The sequence below is a fragment of the Pedobacter agri genome (assembly GCF_032678665.1).
Taxonomy (GTDB): domain Bacteria; phylum Bacteroidota; class Bacteroidia; order Sphingobacteriales; family Sphingobacteriaceae; genus Pedobacter; species Pedobacter agri_A.
Map to the genome: position 1 here is coordinate 235,297 of NZ_JAVTSH010000009.1, position 15,281 is coordinate 250,577.

A 15,281-nucleotide genomic window follows, 5' to 3' on the forward strand; every position below is an offset into this window, starting at 1 on the left:
TTTAGTAAAGAGATAATAAAAAACAATCTGGAAGATTAATGCCAAAGCAAGTAAAATATACCAGGTGTTCCAATTTTTAAGCTGGTTTTTCATCCTATTTTCCTGCGGAGATAAAATTAAAGAATAGCCTTGCTGCACCCACATTTCCTGCAGGCAGCTGCCTGAAAAATGCTAAAGGTGTGTAGATAAAATTACCTTTTCCATATTTTGCATATAATGTTGAACCTTTTGAAGCTTCTTCGCCAGTGTCATTCATTTCAAAAAGGGTTTCGTATTTTTCATCCCACTGATCGGGAAAGTAGGCGCCACGTTCCTGAACCCATCCATTGAAATCGTCGGATGTAATTTTATTAGGATAGTTTAACAATTTATGGTTTGGAGTTAGAATTTTAACAGCTGCGTTTTCTTCGGTCACCCTTTTACCACTGATGCGGAATGGGTAAACGCCAAAATCCTGTAACGCCATATCTTGCGTGGTATTATATTGCATCACCATTGTTCCGCCGTTTTCCACATAAGTTTTTAATGCGGTTTGCCAGTTTTTGATCCGTTTTTCGGTATTGATTACACGAACACCCGTCACCACGGCATCGTAAGTGGCTAACTTAAGCGGATTTAAAATATCAGCTTCGGTTAATACATCAACCTGCAAACCTGCCTGTTTTAATACTTCGGGAATAAGATCTCCGGCACCTTGAATATAACCTACTTTTTTCGCCAGCACTTTTACATCGCCCTTTAATAACCAGGTAGTAGCCGGAATAAAATATTGCAACGATGGCAAGTGCGGATACTGGATTAATACCTGCCCTTTGGTAAACTCGTTATTCTCGGAAGAAAAAACCACTTCCAGCTTATTTTGACTGGTCTTGATCTTGCTTAATTCATTGGCTGGGATCAGGAAGTCTTTAATTGTAATTGTATTTTCCTGTAAGTTGATGCCGGTAAAGTTCGCGATGATGGCATTGCCTATTTTAAAAGTAACCTTACCATAATTGATGTATTTATTGGCTTTGAGTCGCAGGGTGATTTTTAAATCTTCTTTATCTTTTGCGAAATAAACAGGTTCCGCAAAACTCAAATCCATTGCTGGCACAATACGCAATTGCTCCACCACATCGCCCTTAACCGGATCTAATTTTTTAAAGGAAAGCGGCAATTTAATATTGAATTTTTCGGTTCCTATTTTTAGGGAAAGCGCAACATTCAGGGCCGATTCAGTTTCGGCAAAACCAATTAAGGTATCATTGGCAACGCTAAAAGTGGCTGCATTCTTTGCCGGTTTTTCAAGCCAATAGGGTTCGGTTAAGGTAGCATTTGCAGGTATCTGGATTTTACGTTCAATGGTAATCAATGAATCGCCGGCAATCCTTCTATTTAGGTTATCAGTTTGATTGATCCAGTTAATTTGTTCAAGTATTACTGGTGTAGCTGACCGGGAAACTAAGTTCAATCGAAAATTGTAGCTATTTCCTGCTATTGCTTCAGGTTGATTGGTCACTACCTCGCCCATAAAACCTGTACAGCTTAAAATGATATGGTCAATTGCAGCCAGCTTATCTTTTTTCAGGTTTTTATCCTGGATCTCGGCGATCCTTTTTCTCAACATCAGCAGTCCGTGTAAACTTTTATCAGGATGATTATAATCGAAAGACAACAAAATGATATCGATCAGCTCATCAATGTTATCTATTCCCTTTTCAGACCAGTTGAAGGCAATTTTATCAAAAAGAGATTCTTTGGCTGGCACCCCTAAAACAGGAGCGAAATATTCAGTGCGAACACCAGCGACAGATTGTGTTCCGGCACCCTGGCTTTTGTGTAAACTTCTGCTCAAACCAGCCAGTTCACCATAACCCATGCCTAATTGCGCATCGTACTGGCCCACCGTAACCTTCAATTGATTCTCCGCAGTGGTATTGGCAGATCCGTAACGGAAAGTATTCCAAACCAATCTTTTTGGCTGCCAAACATCCACATATTTCAACTGATTAGGAAACATATTTTTATCGGCTGCAGCTGCAAATGCCTTCTCAGCCACCACCGCCGATGCTGCATGCTGCCCATGCCCTGCCGCGGCAGTTGGTGGGAAACGGCAAATGATCACATCGGGCCTGAATTTTCTAATTACCCAAACCACATCAGCCGTAATGCTATCGGCATCCCATTGCTTAAAGGTATCATTCGTGTTTTTCGAGAAACCAAAATCAATAGCCCTGGTGAAAAATTGTTGTGCACCATCTAGTTTCCGGGCTTCTAAAAGTTCATGGGTACGAATTAAACCTAAGGCCGCACCTTGTTCGGTACCTAATAAATTTTGCCCACCATCGCCCCTGGTTAATGATAAATAACCTGTTTCTACATTTCGCTCATTAATCAGCCATGACAATAAGCCCGTATTTTCATCATCAGGATGTGCTGCCAGATAAAGTACTTTAGGGATATGCTTTAAAGTTTTTAGTTCACGATAAATTTCAGCAGATTTTGCAGGGCGAATTTGTTGAGCTGAACTAGAAAACACAAAAAAACCGAGGATGATTACCAGGAATACGCTTTTGAACATAGAATTTGCTTTGTGCAACAAATATGCTCAAAATGGTTTTATTTCACGCAGTTGGAATCGAAAAAGGTACAAACAAAGAATAATTAATCCTTAATATTGCATCATAAATTATACCTATGAATGGGATTGTCCTCATCATTGATGATGAAAAAAAAATATGCAGCTTACTTTCGAGGATTATTGAATTAGAAGGTTTTAAAACCCTGCAGGCAAACACCGGTAAAGAGGGATTAAAACTTTTGAAAAACAACGACATTAGCATTGTGATCAGTGATGTGAAATTGCCGGATGTGAATGGGGTTGCCATGGTAAAAGATATCAAATTGCTTAAACCATTCGTTGAAATTATCAATCTGACTGCATATGGAACCATTCCAGACGGTGTTTTAGCCATTAAAAATGGTGCTTTTGATTATTTGGTTAAAGGCGATGATAATGATAAAATTATTCCGCTGCTTTACAAGGCGATGGATAAAGTAAACCTGCAGCAGCGAATTTTCGAGCTTGAACACAGCACCTCAAAAAAGCATAGCTTTGCAAGCATTATCGGTCAATCTAAACCATTGAAGGACGCAATTGACTTAGCGAAAAGGGTAAGCAAAACCGATACAACTGTGCTTTTACTCGGCGAAACCGGAACCGGCAAAGAGGTTTTTGCACAGTCGATCCACTTTGAAAGCCCGAGATCAACAAAACCGTTCGTTGCGCTAAACTGCAGTGGTTTTTCTCCAGATTTATTGGAAAGTGAACTTTTTGGTTATAAAGCCGGAGCATTTACTGGTGCAAATAAAGATAAAAAAGGATTGCTTGAAGAGGCCAATGGCGGCACTTTGTTTCTGGATGAAATTGGGGAAATGAACCTCGATTTGCAGGCGAAACTTCTTCGGGTGCTGGAAAACCAGAGTTTTATCAAAGTGGGCGATACCAATACACAACAAGTGAATGTTCGCATCCTTGCGGCAACGAACAAAGATTTAAAAGCAGATGCCGCATCAGGAAAATTCCGTTCCGACTTATACTACCGTTTGTCAGTTTTTACTATTGTTCTTCCACCTTTGCGGGAAAGGAAAGCCGACATCCCCGCCTTGGCGCAGCATTATTTAACAACTTTTGCCATTAAAGCCAGTCGCCCGGAACTTAAATTAGAAAACAACATTCTTGATATCTTTGAAAAATACAACTGGAAAGGAAACATCCGGGAGCTTAAAAACATCATCGAGCGACTGGTTATTCTATCGGATGGCGACAGCCTGAATCCATCTGCGCTGCCACAGGATTTTTTTGAATTTGCTCCAATGGAAAACAGATTTAATCTCCAACAGGTTGAGAAACAACATATTCAAAAAGTGCTTGTTCATACCAAAGGCAATAAGGCTGAAACGTCCAGGTTGTTGGGAATCGGTTTGACGACTCTTTATCGCAAGATTGAAGAGTATGGAATTAATGAGGAATGATTACAAAGGATTTTTGTTAAATTTGTTATATGAGCATTCAATATCTTTCAAATGATAGTGGCGAAATCACAGCCGTTCAAGTTCCTATTGAAGAATGGGAAAAGATAAAAAACATTTATCCAGATGTAGATTCGATTGATTTTTCTTTACCTGAATGGCATAAAAAACTAATAGATAGTAGATTAGAAGACATCAGCAAACATCCTGATAAATTAAAACCAATAACGTTTCTTATGAACGACCTCGACGAATAATATGAGCTATACCTTAAATTATTATGATGAGGTTTCGATAGACATTAAAGAGGCTAAAGATTGGTATAAAAATCAAAAACCAGGATTAGAAAAACGATTTGCTCAACAAGTTAAAAAATCACTTTTGAGGTTACAAAATAACCCTAAAGGTTATGAAATAAGGCATAAAGATATTAGAACAGCGTTCACAGATATTTTTCCGTATGCCATTCACTTTTATCTCAATGAACAAACAAGACCATTGTTATTATTGCAATACTTCATCAAAGCCGAAATCCAAAATTAAAAGGCCGATAGAAAATAAGCGAATTGGTATTATCGAACTTATGGCTTATTTTGATAAATCTTAACAAATAATTTATCTTAATAAAAGTTAGTTTTAAGTTTGTAACATCACCAAAACGATAAAAACCCTTCCATTTTGGAAGGGTTTTTTTATGCCTAAAATTTCGATCCAGGCATAAAAATAATTCAATACACTGCAAAACAGTGACTTATAAAAACCACAATTCTCTCGGCACAAGAGTTGGCAACAGGCATTTCATAAATCAATAAGTTATGACAATGATCCTGTTTCTAATTCTAATCCTACTCTGCTGGGCAACTTACCTTTCTATCGATTGGTTTGAAAAAATCTAAAGAAAATGTTAGCACTATTCATCATCGCAATCGCCGTATTTATCTATATGATTTACGTGTTGATTAAACCAGAAAAATTTTAAAACAAAGAAAATGGAAAGTAGAAAAATGGGGAATGGAAAATTGAAAATAGGCAATATAGAATAAAACACTAATCTATTTCCAATTACCTATTTCCAAACATTTATTTCTAAATACCTATTTCCAATTCGCCATATACACCCTACTAAATCCCATTCTCCCAAAACAAAAAAAATGAACACTGAATTAACCGGCATCATTGCCACCTTCCTCCTCACCATAGTCATTGCCATCCCTTTGGGTAAGTATTTGGCGAAAGTTTTTGCGGGAGAAAACGTTTGGACAGACTTTTTAAAACCGCTCGAAAACGGAATTTATAAACTTTCAGGCATCAACATTAAAGAACAGATGAACTGGAAACAGCAACTAAAAGCTTTGCTAACCATCAATATTTTATGGCTGGTTTACGGCTTTTTTGTATTAATATTTCAGGATAAACTGCCCTTTAATCCTGATGGAAATCCTGGAATGACACCAGATTTAGCTTTCAATACGATCATTAGTTTTGTTGCCAATTGTAACCTGCAACATTACTCAGGCGAGAGCGGCGTAAGCTATCTCACACAGCAATTTGTGCTGATGTTTCTGCAATTTGTAAGTGCCGCAACAGGTATAGCCGCAGCTGTAGTATTATTTAAAGCTTTTAGGGATAGAACCACCACACAGCTGGGAAACTTTTGGGAGTTTTTCGTCAGGGCCATTACACGATTATTATTGCCATTATCAATCGTTGTGGCATTAGTTTTAACTTTTAATGGCACACCTGCCAGTTACGAAGCGAAAGACCAGTTCGTTTCTGTTCAGGGCGATACCGTAAATGTATCGCGAGGCCCGGCAGCGCAGATGATTGCCATCAAACACTTGGGAACGAATGGTGGTGGGTATTTTGGTGCAAACTCTGCCCATCCATTCGAAAACCCAAGTTATTTAACCAACATGGTTGAAATCATTGCCCAAACCATTATTCCCATGGCTATGATTATCGCTTTCGGATATTTCATCCGAAGGAGAAAACTGGCCTGGACCATCTTCGGGGTAATGACGATTGGTTTGTTTATGCTGATGATTCCAACGCTGACTTCTGAATTAGGCGGAAATCCTGCGTTGGCAAAAATGGGTATATCGCAAACTACTGGTGCAATGGAAGGTAAAGAAATGCGCCTCGGACCTGCTGCCACCGCATACTGGAGTACGCTAACTACAGTAATTTCTACAGGTTCGGTGAATGGAATGCATGACAGCACCATGCCACTAACAGGTTTATGGCAATTACTAGCGATGATGATTAACGCCATTTATGGTGGATGCGGCGTTGGTTTATTAAACTACTTCATCTATCTGATTATTGCCGTATTTATTTCAGGTTTGATGGTGGGCAGAACGCCAGAGTTTTTAGGTCACAAAGTGGAAGCCAGGGAAATTAAAATCGCAGCCATCATCACCTTGTTAAGTCCGTTTTTAATTTTAGCGGGAACAGCCATTGCAAGTTTCGTATTTATTAATCATGGCGATGCGGCCTGGGCTACACAGCCGAAAAACTGGTTAAACAATCCTGGTTTCCATGGTTTCTCAGAAATGCTCTATGAAGTGACTTCGTCAAACGCAAATAACGGTTCTGGCTTCGAGGGTTTAGGCGACAACAATGTATTCTGGAATGTGCTTACCGGTGTGATCATTTTCTTAGGTCGCTTCTTGCCGATAATTGGCCCGGTTGCCATTGCAGGTTTGTTAGGCGCTAAAAAATTCATCCCGGAATCTGCAGGAACTTTAAAAACTGATACCAAAACATTTGCACTAATGACTTTCGCTGTGATTTTAGTACTCAATGCGCTGTCGTACTTCCCAGCATTGGCTTTGGGGCCATTGGCGGAATACTTTTCTCAATTGAGGTAAAACGTGAGATGGAAGATGGATAAGGGAATAGCCTAAACATCATACAGCTCTAGAGGTAAAAAGGAATATGGAAGATGGATAAGGTAATACCATTCATCATACCGGTTCAAAGTTTAAATAATAATGGAAAGTGAATATTGGTATTTTCCAAACACATCATCCATCTTACATCAAACATCATACATATTTAAAAATGAAACCCAATAATAAATTATTTGAACCCGCTTTAGTGCAAACTGCATTGAAACAATCTTTCATCAAACTCGACCCGCGGGTAATGGTTCGTAACCCGGTAATGTTCACCGTTGAAATCGGCACTTTGGTAATGGCTTACGTTACCGTGTACTCTTTCAGCAACAGCGAACAAGGTTCTCCATTGTATAATTTCTTCATCTTTTTAGTGCTGTTGTTAACGGTTTTGTTTGCCAACTTTGCAGAAGCAATTGCTGAGGCTAGAGGCAAAGCACAGGCAGATAGCTTGCGTAAAACCCGTGAAGAAACACCTGCAAAAGTTCTTTTGGATGATGGAACAGTTGAAATTCGTTCATCTAATCAACTGAAAAAAGGTGATGTTTTTGTTTGTGAATCCGGCGATACCATTCCAACCGATGGGGAAATTATCGAAGGTATTGCAACCATTGATGAATCGGCAATTACAGGTGAATCTGCTCCCGTAATTCTTGAATCTGGTGGCGATAAATCTTCTGTAACCGGCGGAACAAAAGTTTTGTCAGATGAAATAAAAGTTAAGGTGAGTACCGCTGCCGGCGAAAGTTTTTTAGATAAAATGATTGCTTTAGTTGAAGGTGCATCTCGCCAGAAAACACCTAACGAAATTGCGCTGACTATTTTGTTGGCCAGCTTCACATTGGTTTTCATTATCGTTTGCGTAACACTGAAACCATTCGCCGATTATGCCAACACGCCAATTACCATTGCAGCATTAATTTCACTGTTCGTTTGTTTAATCCCGACAACCATTGGTGGTTTATTATCGGCAATCGGTATCGCCGGAATGGACAGGGCTTTAAGGGCAAATGTAATTACCAAATCGGGTAAGGCTGTAGAAACGGCAGGCGATATTGACGTGCTACTCTTGGATAAAACCGGAACAATAACCATTGGTAACCGTAAGGCAACCAACTTCTATCCCACTGCAGGTGTAGTCATTAAAGATTTTACCGATGCCTGCATACTGAGTTCTTTAGCTGATGAAACCCCGGAAGGAAAATCAATTATCGAATTAGCAGCCGAACAAGGCTTTAAAAATACAGGTACACCACAAGGTTCAACATTTATAAAATTCACCGCAGAGACCCGCTCCAGCGGACTAGATACCACAGACGGAAGACGCATCAGAAAAGGCGCATTTGATTCCATCAGGAATATAGTGGAAAAAGCTGGAAATATCTTTCCATCAGATATTGAAGACCATGTTAAATCCATTGCCACAAACGGCGGAACACCTTTAGTGGTTTCGGAAAATGAAAAGGCTTTAGGTGTGATAGAATTACAGGATATCATCAAACCCGGCATCAGTGAACGTTTTGAACGCTTAAGGAAAATGGGCGTGAAAACAGTAATGGTTACCGGCGATAATCCTTTAACTGCTAAATACATTGCCGAAAAAGCTGGCGTAGATGATTTTATCGCAGAAGCAAAACCTGAAGATAAAATGAATTACATTAAAGATGAACAAGCTTTAGGAAAACTGGTTGCCATGATGGGTGATGGTACCAATGATGCACCTGCACTTGCACAAGCTGATGTTGGTGTAGCGATGAACAGCGGAACCCAAGCTGCGAAAGAGGCTGGAAACATGGTTGATTTGGATAACGACCCAACGAAATTGATTGAAATTGTAGAAATTGGAAAGCAACTTTTAATTACCCGAGGAACACTAACCACTTTCTCTATCGCAAATGATGTAGCCAAGTATTTCGCCATCGTTCCGGCTTTGTTTATCGCTTCCATTCCAGCTTTGCAAAGTTTAAACATCATGGGATTGCATACGCCAGAAAGCGCCATTATGTCGGCCGTTATTTTCAATGCGATTATCATCCCGGTTTTGATTCCACTGGCACTTAAAGGTGTGGCCTACAAACCAATTGGCGCAACGGCTTTGCTACGTAGAAATTTATTCATTTATGGCATCGGAGGTGTTGTCGCTCCATTTATCGGCATCAAATTAATTGATTTAGTAATTGGGTTGCTTGTTTAAATAACATGTCATTCTGAGCGCAGCGAAGAATCTCAAAGTGATTAGCACTTGCTAAAAATAGGCAGTGCAACTTTGAATGAGATGCTTCGTTCCTCAGCATGACAACAAAAAATAATATCATGAAAAAATACATCATACAATCGCTACGCTTAACCTTAGTTTTAATCGTATTGTTATGCATCATCTATCCCATCAGCATTGCTTTAGCTGGCAAACTTTCTAACGGAAAAGGTGGCGGAGAAAAAATCACCAGAAATGGTAAAACTGTTGGCTACGCTTTACTAGGTCAATCGTTTACTAAACCCGAATATTTCTGGGGTCGTCCATCAGCAGTTGCTTACAATGCGGCTGGCTCTGCAGGTTCAAATAAAGGTCCGTCCAATCCAGATTATTTGAAAGAAGTTCAATCGAGAATTGATACGCTGTTAAAATATAATCCAGGGTTAAAAAAATCAGATATTCCTGCCGATATGGTTACCGCTTCAGGTAGTGGCTTAGACCCGAATATTTCTGAACAAGGTGCGGCAATACAAATTGCCAGAGTTGCAAAGGCCCGTAAAATTGACGAGCAGAAAGTTAAAGAATTAGTGGCGATGAACACGTTAAAACCATTGATGGGTTTGTTTGGACCGTCATCGGTAAACGTATTGAAACTGAATTTAGCACTGGATAATTTATAGCGGCTTTATTGGAACGTCGTCATGCTGAATTCATTTCAGCATCTTAATGCAAAAGAAACCCTGAAATAAATTCAGGGTGACGACGACCGTAAAAATCAAAATTTTAAATGGTGTCCGTCATTTCGACTGAAGCGCAGCGAAATGGAGAAATCTTTGAACCTTTCATCGTACAATCCAAAGATTTCTCCACTGCGGTCGAAATGACGATTGACTAAACGGGCAACTCAAATCAATAAATCACTTTATTATCATGAAAAAATTAATCACCCTTATCACAACATTAACGGCAAGCTTAACTGCATTCGCTCAGGACGAACCTAAAGTAAAATTCTCAGGCTATTTAGAAACCTACTACGGGTACGATTTCAACAAACACGCTGACCATAACCGCCCAGGCTTTATATATTCTCACAATCGTGCAAACGAGGTAAACTTGAATTTAGGTTTTATTAAAGCGGCTTATGATAGTGGTTCAATCCGGGCAAATCTGGCGGTAATGGCTGGGACTTACGCCAATGCAAACCTAGCAGCTGAACCAGGCGTTTTAAAAAATATTTTCGAAGCCAATGCAGGCGTTAAACTTTCCCAATCAGAAAACCTGTGGATTGATGCCGGAATTTTCGCTTCACATATTGGTTTTGAAAGTGCCATTTCTAAAGATTGCTGGGTATTGACCCGAAATATTGCATCAGAAAACACACCATATTATGAATCTGGAGCAAAACTTACTTATGGCACAAAAGATGGAAAATTAACCGCGACCCTACTCTACCTGAATGGATGGCAAAGAATTACCCGTGTTGATGGCAATAACAAACCCGCTGGTGGTTTACAATTAACATGGAAACCTACTGATAAAATCACGGTAAATTACAGCAATTATTTAGGAACTGAAGGTGCAGATTCTGTTCGTGTAAACCGATTGTACCACAATGTTTATGGGGTTTTTCAGTTCACAAATAAATTTGGTTTAACCCTTGGTTTCGATTACGGAACACAGCAAAAAGTTAAAGGCAGTAGCGAGAAAAATGAAATATTATCGCCTGTGGCAATTGCACAATATAAGTTTGCTCCAAAATGGGCTGTTGCAGGTAGATTCGAATACTATGAAGATAAAAATGGTATTTTTATTTCAACAGGAACACCAAATGGTTTCAAAACAAAAGGTTATTCTCTAAACCTAGATTACTCGCCAATTTCAAATGCAGTGATCCGTTTAGAAGGCAAAACTTATGACAGTAAAGACAAAATTTTTACCAGAGAAAGTAGTTTAGTAACGGCGAATACTACAGTAACGGCGAGTATTGCAGTGGCTTTTTAGAAGACTGCCACTGAAACACGGAAATCACGGAAAGATATAGTGTATGAACAAATTGTACGATAGCTTTTCACGCTTGGCTTAGCATCCAACATGGCCCTAGCAGAAAATCTTCGTTCTACATTAAACCGGCCTAACAAATTTTTGGGGATATACTGCCAAAGCAGAGCTTCTAACTTTAATACAAAAATTTTCAGCCGGCAATTTTGTTTCTTTTGTTGTCAAAAGAAAAAAGCCCGTCTGGCCAAGACAAATAAACACCCCGCCCTGCGGGCGCCCCTCTAAAAGAGGGGAATGCAAATTGCAGAATAAAAACTGCCATGTAGTGAAAAAGATTAAAACACCATGCAAAACAAAGACGATTCTGTTAAACACTTCCTCAACCTCATCAAAAAATCGAGACGAGGAAAACTCAAAATCTACATTGGGATGAGCGCTGGAGTGGGCAAAACCTACCGGATGCTGCAGGAATCTCATGCACTTTTGCGCAGCGGAATCGATATTTGCATTGGTTATGTAGAAACGCACAAAAGAGCAGAAACTGAAGCTTTGGTTGCTGGTTTACCCTTAATTCCACGGAAAAATATTTTCTACCGCGGTAAAGAAATTGATGAAATGGATTTGCAGGGCATTTTAAACCGTCACCCGGAAATTGTTGTTGTCGATGAATTGGCACATACCAATGCCGAAGGCAGTAAAAACGAGAAGCGTTGGCAAGATGTTTTTGATTTATTGGAGGCTGGAATTAGCGTGATATCGGCAGTAAACATTCAGCATTTAGAAAGCATAAACGAAGAAATCGAACACATTACCGGCATCAACGTTACCGAACGGATTCCCGATAAAATTCTCGAACTAGCTGATGAAATCGTAAACATCGATTTAACAGCCGATGAATTGGTAACCCGATTAAAAGAGGGAAAAATATACGATAAAAGCAAAATTGAAAGGGCTTTGCAAAACTTTTTTCAGGCTGATAAAATTTTGCAATTAAGGGAATTGGCTTTGAAAGAAGTGGTGCATCAGGTGGAGCGAAAAATTCAGACAGAGATTCCAAAATCCATCAAGTTACGTCCGGAAAGGTTTTTAGCCTGTATATCCTCAAATATTGAAACCGCTGGGGTGGTGATTAGAAAAACTGCCCGACTGGCATCCTACTACCGTTCGCCATGGATTGTTTTGTATGTGCAGAGCGATGCAGAAAGTTTCGACAAAATAAAACTCGATAAACAACGACATTTGATTAATCATTTTAAGCTCGCAACCGAATTAGGAGCCGAACTGATTAAAGTAAAAAGCAACCAAATTACCCAAACTATTATTAACATGGCCACAGAAAAAGAAATCACAACCGTTTGTATTGGAAAACCACATTTAACAATTTTTCAGGTCATCATGCGAACGGCAATTTTTAATCAGCTGTTGCGTAATTTAGCAGCCAAAGAAATTGATTTAGTTATATTATCGTAAATGGGTTAACCGCAAAGAACGCTAAGTTTTTCGCAAAGTTTTGAAGTTATTTAACCACAAAGAACACAAAGAAAAAAGCACAAAGGACACAAAGTTGATGGCAACTATCTTGGTGTTTCTCTGTGGTAAAACCTTAAAATATTTAACCGCAAAAAATATAAAGGAAAAAACGCAAAGGACATAAAGTAAATGGAAACTATCTCGGTGTTTCTCTGTGAAAAACTCCGTGTCCTCTGTGGTTAAACCCTAAAATTTAACCACAAAGAACACAAAGGAAAAAACGCAAAGGACACAAAGTTGATGGCAACTATCTTGGTGTTTCGCTGTGAATAACTCGGTGTCCGCTGTGATAAAACCCTAAAATTATTCACCACAGAACGCACCAGGAAAAACCACAAAATACACCGAGTTTTAGAAACTAGCTTTGTGTGCTTTGCGAAAAACTCCGCGAACTTTGCGGTTATACAAAAATCATCATCATGAAAATAAAAACCAAGCTTCGCCTCGGATTCGGATTTCTATTCATCATCGTTTTATCCTTTGGATTGATTGCCTTATTCTTTTTAAACGAACTTTCAGATAAATCAAAAGTCATCCTGAAAGACAATTACAAATCGTTGAAATATGTTGCAGCCATGCGAAATGTAATTGATGAAAGCAATTTTCCATTACCTGCAGCAAAGGCAAAAGTATTTGAGCAAAATCTAAGCAACGAAGGACAAAACATTACGGAAACCGGAGAGAAATTAGCCTTTCAGAAATTAGAACTAGCGTATAAAACACTAAAAAATTCTTCAACAGAAAGTATCAATGAAAACAGTTTGAAAAGTTTACGTTCCGCACTTCAAAACATAGAAGAGGTGAATATGAAAGCCATTTATGATAAAAATGAAATGGCAAATGCAACATCCTCCCAGGCAAATTTATACATCTCTATTGCGGCAATGATTGCTTTCCTGATCCTGTTTACATTCATCGTGAACTTCCCGGGTTTTGTCGCGAATCCGCTGGCAGAATTTAGCGATGCGATAAAACAAATCGGCAGAAAAAACTATAAGCAGCGACTACATTTCAATAACCAAGATGAGTTTACGGAACTTGCAGATTCATTTAATGGCATGGTTGTAAAACTAAATGAGTGGGAAAATAGCAATCTTTCGAAAATCAAATCTGAGAAATCGCGTATCGAAGCCATCATTGCACAAATGCAGGATGCCATTATCGGCTTAAACGAGCAAGGCGAAATCCTATTTTTAAATCATTTGGCAGCAAAGCTGATGAACCTCGACGAAGAAAAAATCATCGGACAAAACGCCGCAGAACTGATGAAAAAAAATGAATTATTGAAAAGAATCATCAAGCCTGAAAAAGAAGAAAAAACATTAAAAATTTATGCTGATGAAAGGGAATCATATTTTCAGTTAGAGAATCGCGAAATTATCATCCCAAATTACGAAACGCCTGAAGATAAAACATTATTTGAATCTTCAAAATCGGCAGGAAGTGTTTATGTACTGAAAAATATCACACAGTTTAAAGAACTTGATGAAGCAAAGACAAATTTCATCGCAACCGTTTCACACGAACTAAAAACGCCGCTATCATCCATAAAAATGAGCTTAAAATTGCTAAACGACGAACGTATCGGCAACATGAATGAAGAGCAAATTCAGTTGTTAAGCCACATCAAAGAGGATAGCGATAGATTGCTCAAAATCACCAGCGAATTGTTGGATTTGTCTCAGGTAGAAACCGGAAATTTAAAACTTACTTTCGCCATAACCAAACCGGAAGATATTGTGCATTATGCGGTTGATGCGGTTAGATTTCAGGCAGAACAGAAATCGATAAAACTGGAACTAAATTGTGATCAAAATCTGCCGAAAGTTAATGCTGATATTCAGAAAACGGCATGGGTGTTGGTTAACTTCTTATCAAATGCATTGCGATACAGTTCAGAAAAATCAAGCGTTAAAATTGATGTTTTCCAGAAAGATAAATTTATTCAGTTTTCGGTTCAGGATTTTGGAAAAGGAATTGATGAAAAATACCAGAAACGTCTGTTCGAGCGGTATTTTCAGGTGCCCACTGATGGACAAAACAAATCGGGTTCTGGCTTGGGCTTAGCCATTTCCAAAGATTTTATCGAAGCCGAGGAAGGAAAAATCTGGGTTGAGAGTGCGATTGGAGAAGGAAGCCGTTTTAGTTTTAGGTTACCGATCAATCAAGCTTAAACAATATAAGGTTCCATTTCCTTATCAATACTTTTGCGTAATTCCATGAGCTTGATGGCATAGCCATGCATCGCAATTTCTTTATCTGTTTTTGGCTTGAAAGATGGAATGGGTTTTGGCTGACCATCATCGCCAACAGCTACAAAAACAATGATGCAGTGGGTGTTTTTCACAAATTCTGCCTGACCAACAGGTTTTGAGAAAGCATCCACAGCAATGTGCATACTGGTTTTGCCTGTATAGATAATCCTGGCTTCCATTTTAACTAAATGACCGATGTGAACTGGATGAAAAAAACGGATTCCACCAACATAAACCGTAACGCAATAGGTTTGGCTCCATTGTAAGGCACAGGCAAAAGCGGCTTGATCAATCCACTTCATCATCATGCCACCATGCACTTTTCCGCCATAATTTACATCCGATGGTTCGCTTAAGAATTGTAGTTCTATGTGATTTTTTGTCCTGGCCATT

General features: G+C 39.0%; 12 protein-coding genes. 10 read left to right on the forward strand and 2 right to left on the reverse strand.

Annotated features, from left to right (window positions below):
- Positions 1 to 94 precede the first annotated feature (94 nt).
- A complete protein-coding gene (locus R2Q70_RS18680) occupies positions 95 to 2,563 on the reverse strand; it encodes a PIG-L family deacetylase (RefSeq protein WP_316809064.1) in 2,469 nt (822 codons plus the stop codon).
- Positions 2,564 to 2,679: 116 nt separating this feature from the next.
- Between R2Q70_RS18680 and R2Q70_RS18685 the strand changes: the two genes are divergently transcribed.
- The 10 genes from R2Q70_RS18685 to R2Q70_RS18730 all read left to right on the forward strand — a co-directional run bounded on the left by R2Q70_RS18685 (position 2,680) and on the right by R2Q70_RS18730 (position 14,807).
- Positions 2,680 to 4,017: a sigma-54 dependent transcriptional regulator gene (locus R2Q70_RS18685; protein ID WP_316809065.1), complete on the forward strand. Its 1,338-nt coding sequence runs from the start codon at positions 2,680 to 2,682 to the stop codon at positions 4,015 to 4,017.
- 29 nt (positions 4,018 to 4,046) lie between these two features.
- Entirely contained in the window at positions 4,047 to 4,271 is a 225-nt protein-coding gene (locus R2Q70_RS18690; RefSeq protein WP_316809066.1) for a hypothetical protein, read from the forward strand.
- A 1-nt stretch (position 4,272) separates the two neighbouring features.
- Positions 4,273 to 4,557, forward strand: coding sequence for a hypothetical protein (locus R2Q70_RS18695; RefSeq protein WP_316809067.1), 285 nt, complete (start codon positions 4,273 to 4,275; stop codon positions 4,555 to 4,557).
- A 358-nt stretch (positions 4,558 to 4,915) separates the two neighbouring features.
- A complete protein-coding gene (locus R2Q70_RS18700; protein WP_082468366.1) occupies positions 4,916 to 4,993 on the forward strand; it encodes a potassium-transporting ATPase subunit F in 78 nt (25 codons plus the stop codon).
- A gap of 172 nt (positions 4,994 to 5,165) precedes the next feature.
- Positions 5,166 to 6,884, forward strand: a complete 1,719-nt coding sequence (kdpA, locus tag R2Q70_RS18705) for a potassium-transporting ATPase subunit KdpA (RefSeq protein WP_316809068.1) — start codon at positions 5,166 to 5,168, stop codon at positions 6,882 to 6,884.
- 193 nt (positions 6,885 to 7,077) lie between these two features.
- The gene (gene kdpB, locus R2Q70_RS18710; RefSeq protein ID WP_316809069.1) at positions 7,078 to 9,105 is read left to right on the forward strand and encodes a potassium-transporting ATPase subunit KdpB; all 2,028 of its coding nucleotides are present in this window, start codon (positions 7,078 to 7,080) and stop codon (positions 9,103 to 9,105) included.
- A 119-nt stretch (positions 9,106 to 9,224) separates the two neighbouring features.
- On the forward strand, positions 9,225 to 9,785 hold the full coding sequence (locus R2Q70_RS18715; protein ID WP_316809070.1) for a K(+)-transporting ATPase subunit C: 561 nt from the start codon (positions 9,225 to 9,227) through the stop codon (positions 9,783 to 9,785).
- A gap of 250 nt (positions 9,786 to 10,035) precedes the next feature.
- Entirely contained in the window at positions 10,036 to 11,106 is a 1,071-nt protein-coding gene (locus tag R2Q70_RS18720; RefSeq protein WP_316809071.1) for a porin, read from the forward strand.
- A gap of 342 nt (positions 11,107 to 11,448) precedes the next feature.
- Positions 11,449 to 12,573, forward strand: coding sequence for a sensor protein KdpD (locus tag R2Q70_RS18725; RefSeq protein ID WP_316809072.1), 1,125 nt, complete (start codon positions 11,449 to 11,451; stop codon positions 12,571 to 12,573).
- A gap of 479 nt (positions 12,574 to 13,052) precedes the next feature.
- Entirely contained in the window at positions 13,053 to 14,807 is a 1,755-nt protein-coding gene (locus R2Q70_RS18730; RefSeq protein ID WP_316809073.1) for an ATP-binding protein, read from the forward strand.
- Here R2Q70_RS18730 and R2Q70_RS18735 read toward each other — a convergent pair.
- On the reverse strand, positions 14,804 to 15,280 hold the full coding sequence (locus R2Q70_RS18735) for an acyl-CoA thioesterase (RefSeq protein WP_316809074.1): 477 nt from the start codon (positions 15,278 to 15,280) through the stop codon (positions 14,804 to 14,806). The genes R2Q70_RS18730 and R2Q70_RS18735 overlap by 4 nt on opposite strands.
- Position 15,281: the final 1 nt, after the last annotated feature.

What these genes read in the sequence shown, in the direction of transcription:
- R2Q70_RS18680 (WP_316809064.1), bottom strand. Translation starts at nt 2,563, where the DNA reads ATGTTCAAAAGCGTATTCCTGGTAATCATCCTCGGTTTTTTTGTGTTT.
- R2Q70_RS18685 (WP_316809065.1), top strand. Translation starts at nt 2,680, where the DNA reads ATGAATGGGATTGTCCTCATCATTGATGATGAAAAAAAAATATGCAGC.
- R2Q70_RS18690 (WP_316809066.1), top strand. Translation starts at nt 4,047, where the DNA reads ATGAGCATTCAATATCTTTCAAATGATAGTGGCGAAATCACAGCCGTT.
- R2Q70_RS18695 (WP_316809067.1), top strand. Translation starts at nt 4,273, where the DNA reads ATGAGCTATACCTTAAATTATTATGATGAGGTTTCGATAGACATTAAA.
- R2Q70_RS18700 (WP_082468366.1), top strand. Translation starts at nt 4,916, where the DNA reads ATGTTAGCACTATTCATCATCGCAATCGCCGTATTTATCTATATGATT.
- kdpA (WP_316809068.1), top strand. Translation starts at nt 5,166, where the DNA reads ATGAACACTGAATTAACCGGCATCATTGCCACCTTCCTCCTCACCATA.
- kdpB (WP_316809069.1), top strand. Translation starts at nt 7,078, where the DNA reads ATGAAACCCAATAATAAATTATTTGAACCCGCTTTAGTGCAAACTGCA.
- R2Q70_RS18715 (WP_316809070.1), top strand. Translation starts at nt 9,225, where the DNA reads ATGAAAAAATACATCATACAATCGCTACGCTTAACCTTAGTTTTAATC.
- R2Q70_RS18720 (WP_316809071.1), top strand. Translation starts at nt 10,036, where the DNA reads ATGAAAAAATTAATCACCCTTATCACAACATTAACGGCAAGCTTAACT.
- R2Q70_RS18725 (WP_316809072.1), top strand. Translation starts at nt 11,449, where the DNA reads ATGCAAAACAAAGACGATTCTGTTAAACACTTCCTCAACCTCATCAAA.
- R2Q70_RS18730 (WP_316809073.1), top strand. Translation starts at nt 13,053, where the DNA reads ATGAAAATAAAAACCAAGCTTCGCCTCGGATTCGGATTTCTATTCATC.
- R2Q70_RS18735 (WP_316809074.1), bottom strand. Translation starts at nt 15,280, where the DNA reads ATGGCCAGGACAAAAAATCACATAGAACTACAATTCTTAAGCGAACCA.